At 57.9% G+C, this 17,268-nt stretch carries 17 protein-coding genes; 7 read left to right on the top strand and 10 right to left on the bottom strand.

The window, feature by feature from the left end; all coding sequences use genetic code 11:
• Positions 1-3 precede the first annotated feature (3 nt).
• On the bottom strand, positions 4-918 hold the full coding sequence (bcoG, locus tag AC2FH0_RS01855; protein ID WP_142633428.1) for a 3-dehydrocarnitine:acetyl-CoA trimethylamine transferase BcoG: 915 nt from the start codon (positions 916-918) through the stop codon (positions 4-6).
• Positions 919-1,049: 131 nt separating this feature from the next.
• Here bcoG and AC2FH0_RS01850 point away from each other — a divergent pair, with 131 nt between their 5' ends.
• Positions 1,050-2,036 (top strand): GlxA family transcriptional regulator, encoded by a 987-nt coding sequence (locus AC2FH0_RS01850; protein WP_496695666.1) that lies wholly within the window; start codon positions 1,050-1,052, stop codon positions 2,034-2,036.
• 70 nt (positions 2,037-2,106) lie between these two features.
• Here the strand turns inward: AC2FH0_RS01850 and AC2FH0_RS01845 are convergent, their stop codons facing one another.
• From AC2FH0_RS01845 to AC2FH0_RS01835, 3 genes are read right to left on the bottom strand one after another with little or no spacing between them, the layout of a single operon-like run.
• The gene (locus tag AC2FH0_RS01845; RefSeq protein ID WP_496788396.1) at positions 2,107-3,153 is read right to left on the bottom strand and encodes an aldo/keto reductase; all 1,047 of its coding nucleotides are present in this window, start codon (positions 3,151-3,153) and stop codon (positions 2,107-2,109) included.
• Between the two features lie 29 nt (positions 3,154-3,182).
• Positions 3,183-3,641, bottom strand: a complete 459-nt coding sequence (locus AC2FH0_RS01840; protein ID WP_142633423.1) for a DNA polymerase III subunit chi — start codon at positions 3,639-3,641, stop codon at positions 3,183-3,185.
• A 4-nt stretch (positions 3,642-3,645) separates the two neighbouring features.
• Positions 3,646-5,112: a leucyl aminopeptidase gene (locus AC2FH0_RS01835; protein ID WP_271947431.1), complete on the bottom strand. Its 1,467-nt coding sequence runs from the start codon at positions 5,110-5,112 to the stop codon at positions 3,646-3,648.
• A 246-nt stretch (positions 5,113-5,358) separates the two neighbouring features.
• On the opposite strand from AC2FH0_RS01835, the gene lptG reads away from it, so the two are divergent.
• From lptG to rsmA, 5 genes are all read left to right on the top strand, one after another.
• Entirely contained in the window at positions 5,359-6,459 is a 1,101-nt protein-coding gene (lptG, locus tag AC2FH0_RS01830; RefSeq protein ID WP_496691125.1) for an LPS export ABC transporter permease LptG, read from the top strand.
• Positions 6,459-8,621, top strand: a complete 2,163-nt coding sequence (locus AC2FH0_RS01825; protein WP_496788394.1) for an LPS-assembly protein LptD — start codon at positions 6,459-6,461, stop codon at positions 8,619-8,621. The genes lptG and AC2FH0_RS01825 overlap by 1 nt, the downstream gene beginning before the upstream one ends.
• Positions 8,612-9,865 carry a peptidylprolyl isomerase gene (locus AC2FH0_RS01820; protein WP_142633410.1) on the top strand — a complete coding sequence of 418 codons (1,254 nt, stop codon included), beginning with the start codon at positions 8,612-8,614 and terminating at the stop codon, positions 9,863-9,865. Before AC2FH0_RS01825 ends, AC2FH0_RS01820 begins: the two co-directional genes overlap by 10 nt.
• On the top strand, positions 9,862-10,824 hold the full coding sequence (gene pdxA, locus AC2FH0_RS01815; protein WP_496788390.1) for a 4-hydroxythreonine-4-phosphate dehydrogenase PdxA: 963 nt from the start codon (positions 9,862-9,864) through the stop codon (positions 10,822-10,824). The genes AC2FH0_RS01820 and pdxA overlap by 4 nt, the downstream gene beginning before the upstream one ends.
• Positions 10,825-10,908: 84 nt before the next feature.
• Positions 10,909-11,751, top strand: a complete 843-nt coding sequence (gene rsmA / locus AC2FH0_RS01810; RefSeq protein ID WP_496788388.1) for a 16S rRNA (adenine(1518)-N(6)/adenine(1519)-N(6))-dimethyltransferase RsmA — start codon at positions 10,909-10,911, stop codon at positions 11,749-11,751.
• A gap of 58 nt (positions 11,752-11,809) precedes the next feature.
• Here rsmA and AC2FH0_RS01805 read toward each other — a convergent pair whose 3' ends face one another.
• The 3 genes from AC2FH0_RS01805 to prfA all read right to left on the bottom strand — a co-directional run bounded on the left by AC2FH0_RS01805 (position 11,810) and on the right by prfA (position 14,520).
• Positions 11,810-12,385, bottom strand: a complete 576-nt coding sequence (locus tag AC2FH0_RS01805) for a DUF4167 domain-containing protein (protein WP_496691122.1) — start codon at positions 12,383-12,385, stop codon at positions 11,810-11,812.
• Positions 12,386-12,622: 237 nt separating this feature from the next.
• On the bottom strand, positions 12,623-13,468 hold the full coding sequence (gene prmC, locus AC2FH0_RS01800) for a peptide chain release factor N(5)-glutamine methyltransferase (protein WP_496788386.1): 846 nt from the start codon (positions 13,466-13,468) through the stop codon (positions 12,623-12,625).
• A complete protein-coding gene (gene prfA, locus AC2FH0_RS01795; protein WP_271947444.1) occupies positions 13,465-14,520 on the bottom strand; it encodes a peptide chain release factor 1 in 1,056 nt (351 codons plus the stop codon). Before prfA ends, prmC begins: the two co-directional genes overlap by 4 nt.
• Before the next feature lie 63 nt (positions 14,521-14,583).
• On the opposite strand from prfA, the gene AC2FH0_RS01790 reads away from it, so the two are divergent.
• Positions 14,584-14,871, top strand: coding sequence for a hypothetical protein (locus tag AC2FH0_RS01790; RefSeq protein WP_142633397.1), 288 nt, complete (start codon positions 14,584-14,586; stop codon positions 14,869-14,871).
• On the opposite strand, the gene AC2FH0_RS01785 is transcribed toward AC2FH0_RS01790, so the two are convergent.
• The 3 genes from AC2FH0_RS01785 to speB (AC2FH0_RS01775) form a co-directional block, all read right to left on the bottom strand.
• On the bottom strand, positions 14,812-15,216 hold the full coding sequence (locus AC2FH0_RS01785; RefSeq protein ID WP_185956634.1) for a DUF1499 domain-containing protein: 405 nt from the start codon (positions 15,214-15,216) through the stop codon (positions 14,812-14,814). The two genes, AC2FH0_RS01790 and AC2FH0_RS01785, sit on opposite strands and share 60 nt — an antisense overlap.
• Positions 15,217-15,285: 69 nt before the next feature.
• Positions 15,286-16,233, bottom strand: a complete 948-nt coding sequence (gene speB, locus AC2FH0_RS01780) for an agmatinase (protein WP_496691120.1) — start codon at positions 16,231-16,233, stop codon at positions 15,286-15,288.
• Positions 16,234-16,296: 63 nt separating this feature from the next.
• On the bottom strand, positions 16,297-17,262 hold the full coding sequence (speB, locus tag AC2FH0_RS01775; protein ID WP_142633391.1) for an agmatinase: 966 nt from the start codon (positions 17,260-17,262) through the stop codon (positions 16,297-16,299).
• Positions 17,263-17,268: the final 6 nt, after the last annotated feature.

Below are 17,268 nucleotides of genomic sequence, written 5' to 3'. Positions count from 1 at the left end.
CGCCTAGCTTTTCGGCGCGCGCTTCACCAAGCCCAGCTTCTCACGCACTTCTGCGGGGCCAATCACGCGCGCGCCCATGTTCTCGATGATGCTGCCCGCGCGTTCGACCAACTGCCAGTTCTCGGCCAACACGCCTTTGTCCAGCCACAGGTTGTCCTCCAGCCCGACGCGCACGTTGCCGCCCGCCAGAACCGAGGCAGCCACATAGGCCATCTCGTTCCGACCCAGTGAAAAGGCGCTGAAGGTCCAGTCATCCGGCACGTTGTTCACCATCGCCATGAAGGTGTTCAGATCATCCGGCGCACCCCAAGGAACGCCCATGCACAGCTGAACCAGAGCGTTCGGTTCCAGAACGCCCTCTTTCACCAACTGCTTGGCAAACCACAGATGACCGGTATCAAAGGCCTCAATCTCGGGCTTTACCCCCAGATCGGTCATCATCTGGCCCATCGCGCGCAACGCACCCGGCGTGTTGGTCATCACATAATCGGCCTCGGCAAAATTCATGGTGCCGCAGTCGAGGGTGCAGATTTCCGGCAGGCATTCGGCCACATGGGCCACACGCTCGGTCGCGCCAACCAAATCAGTTCCCGCCTCGGCCAGCGGCAGCGGGTTTTCGATACCGCCAAACACCATGTCGCCGCCCATGCCAGCAGTCAGGTTCAGCACGGCGTCGACCTCGGCATCGCGAATGCGATCTGTGACCTCACGATACAGTGCCAGATCACGCGAAGGCGCTCCGGTCTCAGGGTCGCGCACATGGCAATGCACCACCGCCGCCCCTGCCTTGGCTGCAGCTATCGCGCTGTCGGCGATCTGCTTTGGCGAACGCGGCACATGCGGGCTGCGATCCTGCGTCCCACCCGATCCTGTGACGGCGCAGGTAATGAAGACTTCGCGGTTCATTTCCAAAGGCATGGCGTTCTCCCCAGCTTATACCCGGTTAACCCTGAGTTTTCCCCAGGCTTCTCCACGGATTCCGATTTGCTTTCGCCCCCGAGTTTGGCGCAGCTTTGGTCAAACACTTGTCAGAATGCGAATCGAACTTGATGAAATCCGCAAAAAACATATTGCAGCCCGAACATCGTGCCCTAAAAACGGCTGTGCTGGTGCTGGACGAATGCAACACGCTCAGCTTTGCGTCGGCCGTTGATCCAATGCGCGCCGCCAATCGGTTGGCGGATCGTCCGGCCTTTGACTGGGATTATGTGACAGCCACTGCTGAACCGGCCATGCTGACCAGTGCGCTTTCGGTTCCGGGTGTACCTTTGGCCCGGCTGCAATCCTGCGATCTGATGATTGTCGTTGCCGGGTTCCAACTGGCCCGCCATGCCACACCCAGCCTGCTGGCCGGCCTACGCCGCATCGCCAAGACCGGCGCCACAATGGCAGGAATTGATGGCGGTCCCTGGCTGCTGGCCGAGGCAGGCCTGCTGAACGGCCACGCCGCCACCACCCATTGGGAAGATTTGGAGAACTTCTCTGCCCGCTTCCCCGAAGTGGACGTGCGCCCTGACCGGTTTACCGTTTCTGAAGGCCGCCTGACCTCGGGCGGGGCAATCCCAGCGGTCGAGATGATGCTGCATATCATCGCCGCCCGCCATGGCGCCGGATTTGCCGCCCGCGTCTCGGGTCTGTTCCTCTATGACGGTGCGCCTAATCCCACAAAACCACAAAGCCGCACCGGGGCGCCGCATCGCCACACAGCTTTGACCGCCAAAGCCAATACGCTGATGCAATCCGCACTGGACGACCCTATGCCATTGGCAGATATCGCCGAAACCCTGGGCACCAGTTCACGCACCCTGCAACAGCAGTTCCGCCTGCGCCTGAACACCACGCCACAGGACCATTACCTGCAGCTCCGACTGGCCGAGGCACGCAGATTGGTGACGGACACCGATATGTCACTGATGGATGTGGCCCTGGCAACGGGTTTCGCCTCGCAATCCAGCTTTGCCCGCGCCTTTCGCACAGCGCACGGCCTTTCGGCCCGGGACCTACGGCAAGACAGGACACAACCCACACATCACTAAGCGGATCCGCTTTATCTGATTGAAAATACCGCGGGGGAGGCTCCGCCTGCGGAGACGAGGGCAGCGCCCCCTAGAACGGCATCGGATGCGCGCGATGCGCGTCGGTGATTTCAGTCAGAATTTCCCCGGAAAGGCGAAGTTCCTTACCGTCGAGAATATGCCCAAGCTGCGCCACCGTTGTTGCGCCGAAAATGGCCGACATCATGAAGGGCCGCGTCCGGCACCAGGCCAGCGCCATATGGACCGGGTCCAGATCGTGGCGGTCCGCGATCTCTAGATAGGCCGCAACCGCCTCAAATGCCCGTCTGCGATGGCGTCCTCCCACCTCAGGCACCAATGACATCCGCGAACCCTCGGGCACCATGCCGTTTTGGTATTTCCCGGTCAAAAAACCGGCGGCAAGCGGTGAAAAGGCCATCAGCCCCACATCCTCATGTGCGCTCAGCTCGGCCATGTCTGTATCGAAATGCCGGCACATCAAAGAATACTCGTTCTGAACAGATGCCACGCGGGGCGTGCCGTTGGCTTCGGCGATCCGCAACCACTGAGCGGTGCCCCAGGCGCTTTCGTTCGAAAGGCCAAACGCTCGGATATTTCCTTTGTTGACCTGTTCCTTCAGGGCAACAAGGCACTCGTGCATATTGTCCAAAACCTCATCGGTATTGTGCCCCGAAGGCGCATAGGTCCAGTTTTGCCGGAACATATAGCTGCCGCGGTTCGGCCAGTGAAACTGATAAAGGTCGATGCAATCCGTTTGCAGTCGGCGCAAGGAACCTTCAACCGCCTCGGGGATTGTCTGCGGTGAAATCGGTGCGCCATCGCGCGCATGTGCGAACCCTGCCCCTGAGTGCTTGGTTGCCAGAACATAGTCACCACGCCGTGACGGGTTGGCGGCGTTCCAGTTGCCCAGAATTTCTTCGGTCCGGCCCACCGTCTCTTTCGAGATGGGATTCACCGGATACATCTCGGCGGCATCGACGAAATTAATGCCCCCATCAAGTGCCATGTCCATCTGAGTATGCGCGTCGGCCTCGGATGTCTGCGTACCAAATGTCATCGTACCCAGACACAGGTCTGTCACCATGATTCCAGTCCGGCCCAGGGGCTTCATTTCCATCGCTCATTCTCCTGAAATCTGCGGAGGCCCTATGCCTCGGCCTTTTTTTCCCACCGGCCCGATTCCTCGGACCAATATTGCGCCGAACAGCCCGCCCCGGTCAGTGTTTTCCATTGCCCGCGGGCATGTTGGAGAGCCTGATCATCATTCCCATCGAACAGGATGCACACGCGTTCCAGCGCGTTCACTTCCTCGGGTTCAACCGTCGCGCCATCGACGGCCATCACGCAAGCCGGATCATTTGCGGCCTCGGCCCCTGTCGTCAGCAATATGGGCTGGTCCCTGTCATGCGGCCCCCCGGTGCGGCCATGTGGCAGGAACCCTTCCTCGGGGCCCTGCCACAGCTTTTCGTCCAGCCAATCCATCCGTGCGGGATCAGTTCCCCGCACGGCTATCTTCCACCCGGCCTGCCGCGCCTTGTCCAGCAACACGGGCAAGGTGTTTTCCAGCGGTTGGCGGGTCAGGTGATAGAAATAAACGGCGCCCATTGGATTATTCGAAATTGTCCTGCACGAACCGGCTCAGTGCGCGGACACCCCAACCGGTGGCCCCTTTGGGCGCATAGGATGTCTCGGTTGCAATCGAAGCCACCCCAGCAATGTCCAGATGGATCCAGGGGGTTTCGTCCTTCACAAACCGCTGCAGGAACTGCGCGGCAGTGATGGACCCGGCAGGTCGTCCACCGACATTCTTCATATCGGCGATGCGCGATTTCAGCTGCTCGTCATAGGCTTTGCCCAGCGGCATCCGCCATGCGCCCTCATCCTCGGCCCCGGCAGCCTTTAGGAAGGCGTTGCAGAACGTGTCATTGTTCGAAAAGACACCTGCATTCTCATGCCCAAGCCCAATGATGATCGCGCCGGTCAATGTTGCCAGGTCGATCATGCCCACGGGGGCAAACCGCTCTTGCGCGTACCACATCACATCGCACAGGACCAAACGGCCCTCGGCGTCGGTATTGATGACCTCGACCGTGTCGCCCTTCATCGACTTGACGACATCGCCGGGGCGCGTGGCATTGCCCGAAGGCATGTTTTCCACTAGCCCGACAAGGCCCACGACATTGGCTTTGGCCTTGCGCTTGGCCAGCGCCCGCATGGTGCCGGCGACCACACCTGCCCCACCCATGTCCATAGTCATGTCTTCCATGCCTGCAGCGGGTTTCAAGGAAATGCCGCCGGTGTCAAACACGACGCCCTTACCCACCAGCGCCAGCGGCGCATCATCCTTGTCGCCTCCATTCCACTGCATCACCACAACCTTGGACGGGCTGACCGAACCCTGCCCGACGCTTAACAAGGTGCGCATACCCAATTCGGCCAGCTTGTCTTCGTCGAGCACTTCGACGTCCAGGCCAAGCGCCTTCATTTCGGACAAACGATCCGCGAATTCGGTCGTTGTCAGCACATTGGCGGGTTCATTGGTCAGGTCCCGTGTCATCCGAACGCCATCGGCAATTGCATACAGCGGTGCGAATGCGGCTTCGACCTCATCATGTTTCTGATGACTGATTGTTACTGATCCGGCTTCATCCGAATCTCGGGTTTTATGGGCATCGAAATCATAGCTGCGCAAAACGATTCCCAATGCCAGTTCTTCGGTCCGGGCTTGATTTCCGGCCATGACCAACAAGGGCTGGTGATCAGACAATTTGGCCAGCTTCGCCCCGGCCTTGCGTGCCTCTGCAGCATCGGCACGGCGCGACAGCACGAGTATATCAAGCGCTTCAGCGGCCATTCCGCCTGGCCAGGCAAGAGAGACTACATCGCCGGATTTCACCTTTTCGAACCGGTCGCTTTCGACAAGTCGCGCGACTGCGCCCCGGGTCAGACGGTTGGCGCGGCGTGCGGCTGGGTTCATCTTGCCTTCATCCGAGACAATAATCACGACGCGCCCTTTGGTCTGCGCCATCACGTCCACGTCAAAAGCCTTAAACTGAATTGGAACAAGACTGCTCATTGGGAACTCCTGAAAATCTGTTTCCCAAGACCTAGCCCGCGGCGACCGCATTGACCAGATAGCAGTTTTCCCCGCCGGGCATTTGCATTACAGTCGCGGAAAAAGTTCCGGCAGGGTCGGAGAGCGGGAGGGCGAATTGGCAAATCGGGGCAGGCATAGGCCGTTGCGCGCTGGCGCATGTACCGCTGATTCTCTTGACTTCAAGGCCCCCGCTGCAGGCAACGCAGTGATGCCGAGGGCGCATCGGTGATCCTGGATCGATATTTTGCCCGCCGGTTCACCCAGAGCTTTCTGGTCATTGGCTGTATCTTTTTGACGCTGATGATTCTGATCGATCTGATTGAACAGGTACGGCGCTTTGATGAGGTCGATCTGTCATTTGGCCGGCTTTTGTATCTGACCCTATTGAATACGCCCGCCGCCATCGGTGAAATGCTGCCCCTGCTGATCATCCTGTCCACGATTGCGTTGTTCATCGGATTGGCGCGCAGCTCGGAATTGGTGGTGACGCGCTCGATCGGGCGGTCTGGAATTCGCGTCCTGCTTGCACCTGTAACTCTGGCCCTGTTGATCGGAGCCTTGGCAGTTGCGGTGCTTAATCCGTTTGCTGCCGCAACTTCCGAAGAATTCCAACGGCTTTCCGATTCCTACCGTAACCGCACCAGCTCAGCTCTTTCGATCAGCAGTGAGGGTTTGTGGTTACGGCAAGCTACAGAAGAGGGTCAATCGGTTGTCCACGCGCGCAGAACGTCAAACGGCGACACCTTGCTGTTGAAGGACGTCACCATAATAACATTCGACGCGATTGGTCAGCCGACACGCCAAATCTCTGCCAAACAGGCCGAGTTGGAAGACGGTTATTGGGTTTTACAGGATGCCAAGATCTGGCCGCTTATGAACGGCATCAATCCCGAAGCTGGCTCGAAAGAGCATGATCGTCTGGAGATTCCGACCACCCTGACGCGTCAGCGCATTCTGGACAGGTTGGGCAAACAGGATTCGATGTCTGTCTACGATTTGCCCCAGTTGATCCGAGACCTGCGCGAAGCCGGATTTTCGACAAAGCAGTACGAGGTCTGGTTTCAGGTCCAGTTGGCGAGGCCTCTGTTTCTGGTCGCAATGGTCTTGATTGGCGCGGCCTTTACCATGCGACATGTCCGGTTCGGCGGCACCGGAATAGCGGTGCTGACGGCCGTGCTACTGGGCTTCGCCATCTATTTCGTCCGTAATTTCGCGCAAATATTGGGAGAAAACGGTCAGTTGCCTATCTTCGTTGCAGCCTGGGCCCCGCCATTTGCGGCCATCCTTCTTTCTCTTGGCCTGCTGTTGCATGCGGAGGATGGCTGATGCGCAAATTCGCTCTGCTATTGCTCTCGGGTGCGGTTGCATTGTCTTTGCCTTCGGATGTCATGGCCCAGACTTTGCCGAAACAGGATCAAACGACGAACGCGTCCCAGCAAGAGCCACCAGCCTTACTTGTCGCCGACAAGATTTTCATAACCCCAGAGCGTGTGCTGATCGCCGAAGGCAATGTCGAAGCCTTTCAGGGCGACGTCAAAATGACGGCCAGTCGCATTCTGTATGACCGTGAAAGCGGTGAGCTTACACTGGAAGGACCGATCCGGATTGATCAGGGCAATCGAACGACAGTTCTGGCGGATTCCGCAGAACTCGACCGGGGTTTGCTCAACGGCCTTTTGATCGGCGCCCGAATGGTGTTCGACCAACAGGTGCAAATTGCCTCGGTGCAGGCGACACGTGCTGGCGGCAGATACACCCAGTTCAGCAAAGTCTCGGCGACGTCTTGCCATGTCTGCACGGATGGGCGGCCACCGCTCTGGCAAATCCGTGCCCGCAAGGTGACCCATGATCAGTTGGAACGACAGCTCTATTTCGAAGGTGCGCAATTCCGGGTGCTGGATGTGCCGGTCTTCTATTTCCCTTACCTGCGTCTCCCCGATCCAACGCTGGACCGGGCGACTGGTTTTCTGGTCCCATCGGTCCGCACCACCTCGCAGTTGGGCACAGGCATAAAGGTTCCCTATTTCTTCAAGCTTGGAGATCACAAGGACCTCACGTTGACACCTTACCTTTCCGGTAAGACCAGAACTCTGGGCTATCGCTATCGTCAGGCCTTTAAGAACGGACGGATCAAAATCGAAGGCGCGCATACTCGCGATGACCTTCAACGGGACGAGGCGCGCGGATATTTCTTTACCAACGGCTGGTTTGATCTGCCGGACGACTATCGCCTGACCTTCAACATCCGAACCACGTCCGACGATTCCTATCTGGCTGATTACGGCCTGCCCGACTTTGACCGTCTGCGCAGCGAAATTGCCCTGGAAAGGATCAAGCGCGATACCGCTTTCCGGACCAGCCTAAACCACTATAAAACCTTGCGAGATAGCGAGGATCAGGATCAGATTCCTTCTCGCATCTTCGACCTGAACTATCGCAAACGCTTCTTCCCGGCAGCTGTCGGAGGAGAGGTGCGGATGGCTTTCATCGGCCATGCCCATGAAAGAACGAGCAATGAGGACGTTATCGGACGCGATGTTGCCCGAGCGACCTTCGATACCGAATGGCTGCGCAGCTGGATACTGGGCTGGGGGCTGCGTGCAGATGCCCAAGTAGGCGCGTCAATCGACACGTTCAATATCCGCCACGACAGCGCCTATCCCGATCAGGTGACCCGCACGACCCCGCGCGCCGCACTGACGCTGCGCCTTCCAATGACTCGCCGCGAGGCGTCGGGCGCAACCCAGTTGCTGGAACCCATCGCGCAGATCGGGTGGACGCATGTCTCCGACAATGATGTTCCTATCGACGAAAGTACGTTTCAGGAGTTTGACCAGGGTAACCTGTTATCCCTGTCCCGATTCCCTGCCGAGGACAGGCGCGAAGATGGGGTCAGCGGCGTTGTTGGGGTGAATTGGGCGCGTTATGGCTCCAGGGGCTGGCAAGCGCGTGCCACGATCGGTCAGGTCTTTCGTGCGGATGCTGATCCCGACTTTAACCTTACATCGGGCCTTCAGGGCACATCGTCCGATGTGTTGATCGCCGGACAACTTGAAACGTCCAATGGGTGGTCTCTGGCCGGGCGAGGTTTGGTGAACGGAGATTTCAGCTTTGCCAAGGCCGAGTTGCGTGCTGCATGGCAAAAGGAAACAACGGCCCTCAGCGGAAGCTACGTCTGGCAAGAACCCGATCCCGCAGAAAATGTCGACGATGAGATTTCTGAGATCTGGTTGCGCGGGCGGTACGACATCGATCAGAACTGGCAAACCCGTGCTCAGGCGCGGTATGACCTGAGCGAATCTGAACCGATCAGATATGGGTTGGGTATCACGTATCGGAACGAGTGTGTTCAGGTTAACATGTCGGTCAGCAGGCGCTATACCTCGTCATCAAGTATTGAGCCTTCGACCGAATTCGGCTTTACCGTAGCTCTGACAGGATATTCTGTCGAAGGTGGCGGCAAACAGTACAAGAGAAGATGCAGTTGATAACAGGTTTTTCACGTTTCTTTCGTTCCAGCCATATCGGGCTGGTTGCTCCGGCACTGGTTGCAGTTTCGATTGCCATAGCACCTGTAAAGGCAGTGGCGCAGAACCTGTTCTCGCCTGCCATAAAGGTTAATCAAGACATCGTGACCTGGTATGAGCTGGAACAGCGCCTGCAATTCCTCTCGATTCTGGGTGTTCCCGGCGCAACCGAGGAAGACGTGCGCAAAGCTCTGATAGACGACCGCCTGCGCAAACAGGCGATGCGCGACGCTGGAATCGTGGTCGCCCCCGAAGACGTTCAGGTTGGAATAGACCAATTTGCAGCCCGCGGTCAGCTTTCGAGCGACGAATTCCTGCAGCTTCTGGCGGATGCCGGTGTTGACCGTGAGACGGTTCGGGATTTCATCGAGGATCAGATTTCCTGGCGTGAATTCGTCAGCGCGCGATTTCTGTCGCAGGCGAGACCATCGGAAGACGAGATCAATCGCGCACTTGGACAATCTGGAAGTGGCGGCCTGCAAGTCCTTCTTTCGGAAATCATTATTCCTGTGAACCAACAAAACCTGCCACAGGTTCAACTGCTGGCCGAAGAGATCGCCTTGATCGAGGGCTATGATTCCTTTTCAACCGCCGCAACACAGTACTCGGCGGCCGGAACTCGCACCAATGGGGGGCGCCTTGACTGGTTGAACTTGACCGATCTGCCCCCGGCGCTGCAGCCGGTCATCATCGGGCTCAAAAATGGTGACGTCACCCAGCCCATTCCGCTGCCCAATGCCGTTGCACTGTTTCAGATGCGCGGTTTGCGTGAGACCGCTGCGAGTACGCCCACCTATTCCGAGATCGACTATGCTGTCTATTACATGCCCGGTGGTCGTAGTGCGGAAACACTGGCCGCAGCCGAAAAGCTGAAAGAAGAAATAGACACTTGCGATGATCTGTACGGTATCGTGCAAAACAAGCCAGCAGAAGTCTTAGAGCGGAATGTCAGCAAACCGTCGGAAATCCCGCGCGATATCGCATTGGAACTGGCCAAACTGGACCTGAACGAAGTTTCAACCACGTTGACCCGCAACAACGGCCAAACACTGGCTTTTGTGATGTTGTGCACACGTACCCGCAACCTTGGCGAAGAGACAACGCGTGCAGATGTCGCCAATGCTCTGACCCAGCAAAGGCTGCAAACACTTGCAGAAAGCCTGTTGGGGCAAATGCGTGCCGACGCAACTATTGTTGAACAATGAAGCCAATCGCGCTCAGCTGCGGCGATCCGGCCGGAATTGGGCCCGAGATCGCCGCAAAAGCCTGGGCCAGCCTTAGAACCGCCTGCCCTTTCTTCTATATTGGAGATGCCGCGCATTTGCCGCCCGAGACACCGTCGGTACAGATCAGCGACGCCTCTCAGGCGGTCGAGATCTGTGGCTCTGCCCTGCCCGTACTGCAACTGGACTTTCCAGCCCCCAACCGGTCTGGGCACCCTAATCCAGCCAACGCCAGATCAGTTGTCACTGCCATTGAAACCGGCGTAGTGCTGGTTCAGTCCGGTTCTGCATCGGCGCTATGTACCGCACCGATCCACAAGAAAGCACTTATCGACGGAGCAGGTTTCTCATTCCCCGGCCATACGGAATTTCTGGGCGCCTTGGCTGGGTCCCAACGTGTTGTGATGATGCTGGCCAGCGACCAACTGCGCGTTGTACCAGCAACCATCCACATCCCGCTCTCACGCGTTCCTTGCGAGCTTACGCCCGAGCTTTTGCGGGAAACCATCGAAATCACAGCTCAGGGATTACAATCACAGTTCGGTATTGCCACCCCGCGGATAGCCGTCGCGGGCCTCAACCCGCATGCCGGTGAAGGCGGCAAGATGGGACAAGAAGAACTGGACTGGATTGCGCCGCTGATCACAGAGCTGCCCCGCAAAGAGTATACCATCACCGGCCCGCACCCCGCGGATACATTGTTCCACGCCGCAGCGCGCGCGCGCTATGACGCCGCCATCGCCATGTATCACGATCAGGCTCTGATTCCGATCAAGACGCTGGATTTCGATCGCGGTGTGAACGTTACCCTAGGCCTTCCATTTATCCGAACCTCACCCGATCACGGGACTGCATTGGACATTGCGGGGCAAGGCCTTGCAAACCCCACCAGCCTGATCGAAGCGCTGAAACTTGCCCAGCAGATGGCACAAAGCTCTTGATCCTTCAGCAGGCTGAAAATATCCCGGCCAGAGGTAAAAATTCTCTGGCGCTCTCCTATCAAACCGCGCCACGGTGATCGGATCATGAGCACTATCGACAACCTTCCCCCTCTGCGCGAGGTTATCGCCTCGCATCAACTCTCGGCTCGCAAGTCGCTGGGCCAGAACTTTTTGCTGGACCTGAACCTGACCGCCAAGATCGCGCGGCAGGCCGGAGATCTTGCGGAATGCGATGTTCTGGAAATCGGCCCCGGCCCCGGCGGGCTGACCCGTGGGCTACTTTCAGAAGGTGCGCGCAAGGTTGTTGCAGTTGAAAAAGACACCCGCTGTATCGCTGCCCTGAATGACATCGCCGCCGCCTATCCCGGCAAGCTTGAGGTCATCAACGGTGACGCGCTTGAGATTGATCCGCTTACGCATCTGACCCCTCCGATCCGTGTGGCGGCGAACCTGCCCTACAATGTCGGCACCGAGTTGCTGGTCCGCTGGCTGACCCCGCCGCAATGGCCTCCGTTCTGGCAAAGCCTGACCCTGATGTTTCAGCGCGAAGTGGCGGAACGGATCGTCGCCCAGCCCGGCGGAAAAGCCTATGGCCGCTTGGCCATCCTTGCCCAATGGCGGGCCGACGCGCGCATCGCCATGTCACTGCCACCCGGCGCGTTCACCCCGCCCCCCAAGGTTTCAAGCGCTGTGGTCCACCTGACCGCCCTGCCGCAACCACGATATCCGGCTGACTCTGCCACCCTGTCCCGCGTGGTTGCCGCCGCATTTAATCAGCGCCGCAAGATGCTGCGGGCTTCACTGAAAGGCGTCGCACCCGATATCGAAGACCGCCTGATAACCGCCGGGATCAAACCCACCGAACGTGCGGAACAAGTGCCTTTAGAAGCGTTCTGCGCATTGGCCCGCGAAGTCAAAAGATCCTGAAACAAAAAACCCTGCGGCCTAACAGACCGCAGGGTTTTTCTTTTCTATACTGGCTGATTTACTCTGCCGCTTCAGGCGTATCACCGTTGCCAGAGGGCGCGTCCTCAGTCGCAGCAGGTGCGGCTTTGGGCTTGCGCGCCCGAGGTCGACGGGCCGGTTTTTCTTTTTTCTCGGCCTCTTCAGGGCTTTTGCTTTCAGGCGTTTCTACAAGCCCGGATTCCGGAGCAGCTGCGTCAGCGGCAAACCCCATCACATCAGGTTGAGGTGCCTCAGCGGGATCCGACTGGCGGACAGTTTCGCGTTCCTGACGCTCGGCACGCTCACGATCTCGTTCAGCCTGGCGTTCGCGATTCTGACGCTCTTGCTCCTCACGGCGTGCATCCATTTCACGCTGGGCTTCGCTAAGCAAACGCAGGTAATGTTCGGCGTGCTGCTGAAAGTTTTCGGCAGCTACACGGTCGTTAGACAACTGAGCATCGCGTGCAAGCTGATTATATTTATCAATAATCTGTTGCGGCGTGCCACGCACTTTGCCCTCTGGGCCCGAACTGTCGAAAACTCGGTTTACGACGTTGCCGCCAGAAGGACGATTGCGGTTATTCTTTGCCCGAGAGCGGGATTTGGAAGATCTCATCTACTTTAGTCAGCCTTGTCGTTCGCTGCCGATCAGTTCGCGTCTTGCACTGCTCAAGGGCTTAGCTATGACACGATGTCGGCTTTTTTGGGCTTGGCGTCAGGGGCCCGCTGTAACAGCGTCAACCTCTCTGACTACACCTGAGTAAACACGTCCAGAGCGTGCAGACAAGAGCTTTGTCCCAATTTTTGTACCTTTTTTATATCAATCGGCGCATTTCGGCCTCAGAATGTTCCGTCATGAAGGCATTCTGGCGAAAACGACGCGGTCGCGACCGTCCAGATCGGGAATGATCCGTACGTCTGTCAATCCTGTTGCGTCAAACAAAGATGCGACGCTCTGCCCTTGCTCGGGTCCGATTTCGACAAGTAACCGACCATGGGGCAATAGAAAATCCGGGGCGGCGGCAGCAATCCTGCGGTAGGCCCCCAAGCCGTCACCTTCGTCTGTCAATGCCATCCGCGGCTCATGGTCCCGCACTTCAGGTGCCAGGGTGTCCATTTCCGGAAGGGAAATATAGGGCGGGTTTGAAACAATCAGGTCAAATTTAGCTTCAATGTCTCCAAACCAATCGGATTGCTTAATTTCGATCCGGTTCTGAACATCGTGTTGCACGGCATTTGCACTGGCCTGTAGGCAGGCCGCCTCACTCAGATCCACACCAATACCCGATGCACTGGTGCGTTCGGACAGCAATGTGATCAGGATGCACCCCGATCCAACCCCCAGATCGAGGACATAGTCAAAGGGTTCGCTCAGCGCGGCCTCGATCAGAACCTCTGTTTCCGGGCGTGGATCCAGCACGTCCCGGCTAACTTTGAACCGACGGCCGTAAAACTCACGTTCCCCCAACAGATGAGAAACGGGCACACGAATGGCCCGAAGCGAGATCAGCTGCTCGTATCGCTCAGCAATATCCGGTAAAAGCTCTTCGGGTGTAATCAGTGTCACGCGACTTGCTTCGATCCGGGCGGCGTGGGCGAGTAGAACCCGCGCATCCCGCGCCGGATCAGCCACACCAGCCGCACGCAATCTTGCCGTAGCGGCCACCATGGCCTGAGCCGCTGTCTGGCCGCCGGTCATTGCGCCATCTCGGCCAGGAGACGCGCCTGATCATCCGCGGTCAATGCGTCGATTACCTCATCCAGATCGCCCTGCATCACCTGATCCAACTTGTACAGCGTCAGATTGATCCTGTGGTCCGTCATGCGGCCTTGCGGAAAATTATAGGTCCTAATCCGTTCCGACCGGTCGCCAGACCCGACCTGGTTCGCCCGATCTGCCGAGCGTTCGCTGTCAATCCGCTGACGCTCCTGATCATAGAGTCGAGTCTTCAGAACCTGCATCGCGATCTCGCGATTGCGGTGTTGAGATTTCTCGGAGCTGGTCACCACAAGCCCGGTGGGCAAGTGTGTAATCCGCACGGCCGAATCGGTGGTGTTCACGTGCTGCCCACCCGCACCCGAGCTGCGCATCGTGTCGATACGGATATCATTGGCGTCGATCTGAATATCGACATCTTCGGCCTCGGGCAGAACCGCCACGGTCGCCGCCGAGGTATGAATGCGCCCGCCACTTTCGGTCTCCGGCACCCGCTGCACCCGGTGAACGCCAGATTCGTATTTCAAACGGGCAAAGACGTTGTCGCCCTTAATATGGGCAACCACCTCTTTGATGCCGCCTAGATCCGACGCCTGCTCCTCGATAATCTCGAATTTCCAACCGCGCGCTTCGGAATACCGCTGATACATGCGCAGCAGATCGCCCGCAAAAAGCGCGGCCTCATCACCGCCGGTTCCAGGGCGGATTTCCAACATGGCCGGACGCGCATCAGCGGCATCCCTAGGCAACAAGGCCAGTTGCAGGGCGTTTTCGGCACCGGGGATTTGGGCCTGCAGGTTGGGGATTTCCTCTTCGGCCAGCTCCCTCATATCGGGATCGGCCAGCATCGCCTCGGCCTCGGCAAGGTCAGTGACCAGCTGGCGCCATGCCATGATCTGATCGACCACCGGCTTGAGGTCCGAATATTCCTTGGCCAGCACAGCAATATCGCCGCCCAAAGCACCATCCGCCATGGCTGCTTCGAGGTATTGGAATCGCTGAGTTATCTGTTCAAGGCGTTCTTCGGGGATCATCCGGGCGGTGTCTCTTAATCCGGGGCTATGGTCAAGGGCTGTCCGTATGCTAAGCTGCCCCGCATGAGACGGTTGGTTCTGGTTCTATCGCTTTTTGCGACGCCCGTGATGGCCGATGTCGTCGGTCCCGGCGGCAAGGTACAGGACTGCTATTGCACTGACAAATCCGGGTCACGCGTTGAATTGGGCGAGATGATCTGCCTGCAGGTCGACGGTCGCATTTTCACTGCACAATGTCAGATGTCACTGAACGTTCCGATGTGGCGCGAGGTACAGGAAGGATGCTTGTCCTCAGGGTTGCATCCGCGCGAGCCAGCCATCAACGCGGTTTCGGTTTACCCCAAAATCTGAGCGTCCAAAGCGCAACCTGCCATAGATGCGCAGTGTATCGCCGTTCTGCTGGGCGGTTGTGTAATCTGGAAAACCTATCACTTTGGTACGGGTGATATAGGTGACCATCCCGTCATCAACTGACCCGGCCAGAACCTTTGTACGTGGTGAGGCCATTGCGATTTCGTTCAACTGCGCCAACCCGTCCGGCCCCGTTTCAAGTACTCGCACGACGCCACCACGGAGGTCCCTGTTCGCGTCGCCGACGGGGGTATTGTGCCAAATGGCGGGATCAGATGGCGCAAGCCGTATATACGCCCCCACAAGGACAATCAGACCAGCAATCAGCCACAGCGCCATTTTCATCTTTTCCACTCTGTTAGATTGCGGAACCATATGCAGTTCCGCATAGCAAACAAGAGACTGCCATGATCCCTACCGTGACGTCACGCCTGGCAATATGCACAGCAGTTCAAACAGCAGATTGGCAGCGGTCAGCGCCGTATTGCCAGAGGGATCGTACGGCGGAGAAACCTCGACCAGATCACACCCAACGACATTAGCCCCGCCCAGGGCATGGATCAGTTGCAACGCTTGCGGTGTGGTTAACCCGGCGATCTCGGGCGTGCCGGTTCCGGGGGCGAAGGACGGGTCCAGACTGTCGATGTCATAGGTGATATAGACCGGATGATCCCCGATCTCATTGCGTATCTGCGCGCCCATGACCGTCAGGTTCTGCTGCCAAAGCTCCCATGCGGGGTATTGGCGAAAGCCCCACCCTTTGGCCTCGGTAAAGTCCGATGCCGCATAGCCAGAGCCTCGGATGCCGATCTGAAAGGTTTTGTCCGGCACGATTAGCCCTTCTTCATAGGCGCGCCGGAAAACTGTGCCATGGGTTTCCTTTTCGCCAAACATCTCATCATTTACATCCGCATGGGCATCCACATGGACCAGCGCCACAGGCCCGTGTTTCGCGGCTATCGCCCGAAGGATCGGCAAGGTGATCGAGTGATCGCCCCCCATCGCCACAGGTGTCACACCCTGCGCCAGAATCGCGTCATAGCTCTCCTTGATGATCTTCAGGCTGTCGGACAGCGAAAAGGTGTTGATCGCCAAATCGCCGATGTCGGCGATTTGCAGGCTGTCGAAGGGCGCCGCAAAGGTGGCCATATTGTAAGGCCGCAGCATCGCACTTTCGCTGCGGATCTGTTTCGGTCCGAACCGTGTCCCCGACCGCCAAGAGGTGCCGATATCCATCGGTATGCCTATTACGGCCACATCCAATCCGGCCAATGTATCCGCCTGCGGCAGGCGCATAAACGTGTTTGGGCCGGAAAAACGCGCCAGATCGTTACCGCTGATTGGTTGGTTGAATTGTGTCATACCGTTATGTCTTCCGTCCTGCCCTGCTGCTAACCTGATACCGGAAAGATGGCTAACCAAAGGTTAAGGCTTCAGCTTGTTCCATCCCAGCAGGCAAATGATTTGGGTCGCCACATGTGCGCCTGCAATCGCTGTCGCACCTGAGGTGTCATAGGGCGGCGAAACCTCGACCACGTCCCCGCCTTTGATGTTAATCCCAGCAATGTCGCGCAGGATGATCTGGGCCTGAATCGAACTCAGTCCACCCCAAACCGGCGTTCCCGTGCCAGGCGCAAAGGCCGGGTCCAGACCGTCGATATCGAAGCTCAGGTAAACCGGGTTGTCACCAAGAATGCCTTTGATCTTTTGCGCCACGGCGGCGGGACCGGACTCGTACACCTCCCGAGCGTCAATGATGTTGACCCCCAAAGTATCTTCGTTCGTCGTACGAATACCCACCTGAACGGAACGCTTAGGGTCCACTATCCCTGATTTGACCGCCTTGTAGAACATGGTCCCATGATCCACGCGAGACATGTCGTCATCAGCCCATGTATCCGTATGCGCATCAAATTGCAGCAAGGACATCGGCCCGTATTTCTCGGCATAGGCCTTCAGGATCGGAAAGCTGATATAGTGGTCCCCTCCAAGCGTCACCGAGGCCACGTCAGCGTTGAGAATTGTGCGAATGTGGTCCGTCAATGTGTCCGGAAAGGCAGGTATATTGGCGTAGTCATAAGCCATGTCCCCGTAATCCACGATTGCCAATTCGCTTAGCGCATCAAACGGCCAGCCATAAGGCTCATCCGGGGATTGCAACGTGCTGGCCTCGCGGATGGCGCGTGGCCCAAGACGCGTACCGGGGCGGTTCGTCACCGCCTGATCAAATGGCACGCCGGTTACGGCGATATCAATCCCGGTCAGATCCTTGGTATACAAGCGGCGCAAAAATGACATCGCCCCCCCGAAAGTATTCTCGTACGAGACGCCTTTCAGTTCAGGATTGGTAAACGCCTCGTCGACGAAATTCTTTGAATCTTCCAGTGCCATGTCTTT

The organism is Ruegeria sp. CDSC051, assembly GCF_059610665.1.
This window is presented reverse-complemented; position numbering and strand designations above follow the sequence as displayed.

Coding starts and splice junctions, on each gene's coding strand:
- AC2FH0_RS01850 (WP_496695666.1), top strand. CDS start 1,050: ATGAAATCCGCAAAAAACATATTGCAGCCCGAACATCGTGCCCTAAAA.
- rsmA (WP_496788388.1), top strand. CDS start 10,909: ATGAGCACTATCGACAACCTTCCCCCTCTGCGCGAGGTTATCGCCTCG.
- speB (WP_142633391.1), bottom strand. CDS start 17,262: ATGGCACTGGAAGATTCAAAGAATTTCGTCGACGAGGCGTTTACCAAT.
- AC2FH0_RS01825 (WP_496788394.1), top strand. CDS start 6,459: ATGCGCAAATTCGCTCTGCTATTGCTCTCGGGTGCGGTTGCATTGTCT.
- AC2FH0_RS01790 (WP_142633397.1), top strand. CDS start 14,584: ATGAGACGGTTGGTTCTGGTTCTATCGCTTTTTGCGACGCCCGTGATG.
- AC2FH0_RS01840 (WP_142633423.1), bottom strand. CDS start 3,641: ATGGGCGCCGTTTATTTCTATCACCTGACCCGCCAACCGCTGGAAAAC.
- bcoG (WP_142633428.1), bottom strand. CDS start 918: ATGCCTTTGGAAATGAACCGCGAAGTCTTCATTACCTGCGCCGTCACA.
- AC2FH0_RS01805 (WP_496691122.1), bottom strand. CDS start 12,385: ATGAGATCTTCCAAATCCCGCTCTCGGGCAAAGAATAACCGCAATCGT.
- AC2FH0_RS01820 (WP_142633410.1), top strand. CDS start 8,612: ATGCAGTTGATAACAGGTTTTTCACGTTTCTTTCGTTCCAGCCATATC.
- AC2FH0_RS01845 (WP_496788396.1), bottom strand. CDS start 3,153: ATGGAAATGAAGCCCCTGGGCCGGACTGGAATCATGGTGACAGACCTG.
- prmC (WP_496788386.1), bottom strand. CDS start 13,468: ATGACCGGCGGCCAGACAGCGGCTCAGGCCATGGTGGCCGCTACGGCA.
- prfA (WP_271947444.1), bottom strand. CDS start 14,520: ATGATCCCCGAAGAACGCCTTGAACAGATAACTCAGCGATTCCAATAC.
- AC2FH0_RS01785 (WP_185956634.1), bottom strand. CDS start 15,216: ATGAAAATGGCGCTGTGGCTGATTGCTGGTCTGATTGTCCTTGTGGGG.
- speB (WP_496691120.1), bottom strand. CDS start 16,233: ATGACACAATTCAACCAACCAATCAGCGGTAACGATCTGGCGCGTTTT.
- pdxA (WP_496788390.1), top strand. CDS start 9,862: ATGAAGCCAATCGCGCTCAGCTGCGGCGATCCGGCCGGAATTGGGCCC.
- AC2FH0_RS01835 (WP_271947431.1), bottom strand. CDS start 5,112: ATGAGCAGTCTTGTTCCAATTCAGTTTAAGGCTTTTGACGTGGACGTG.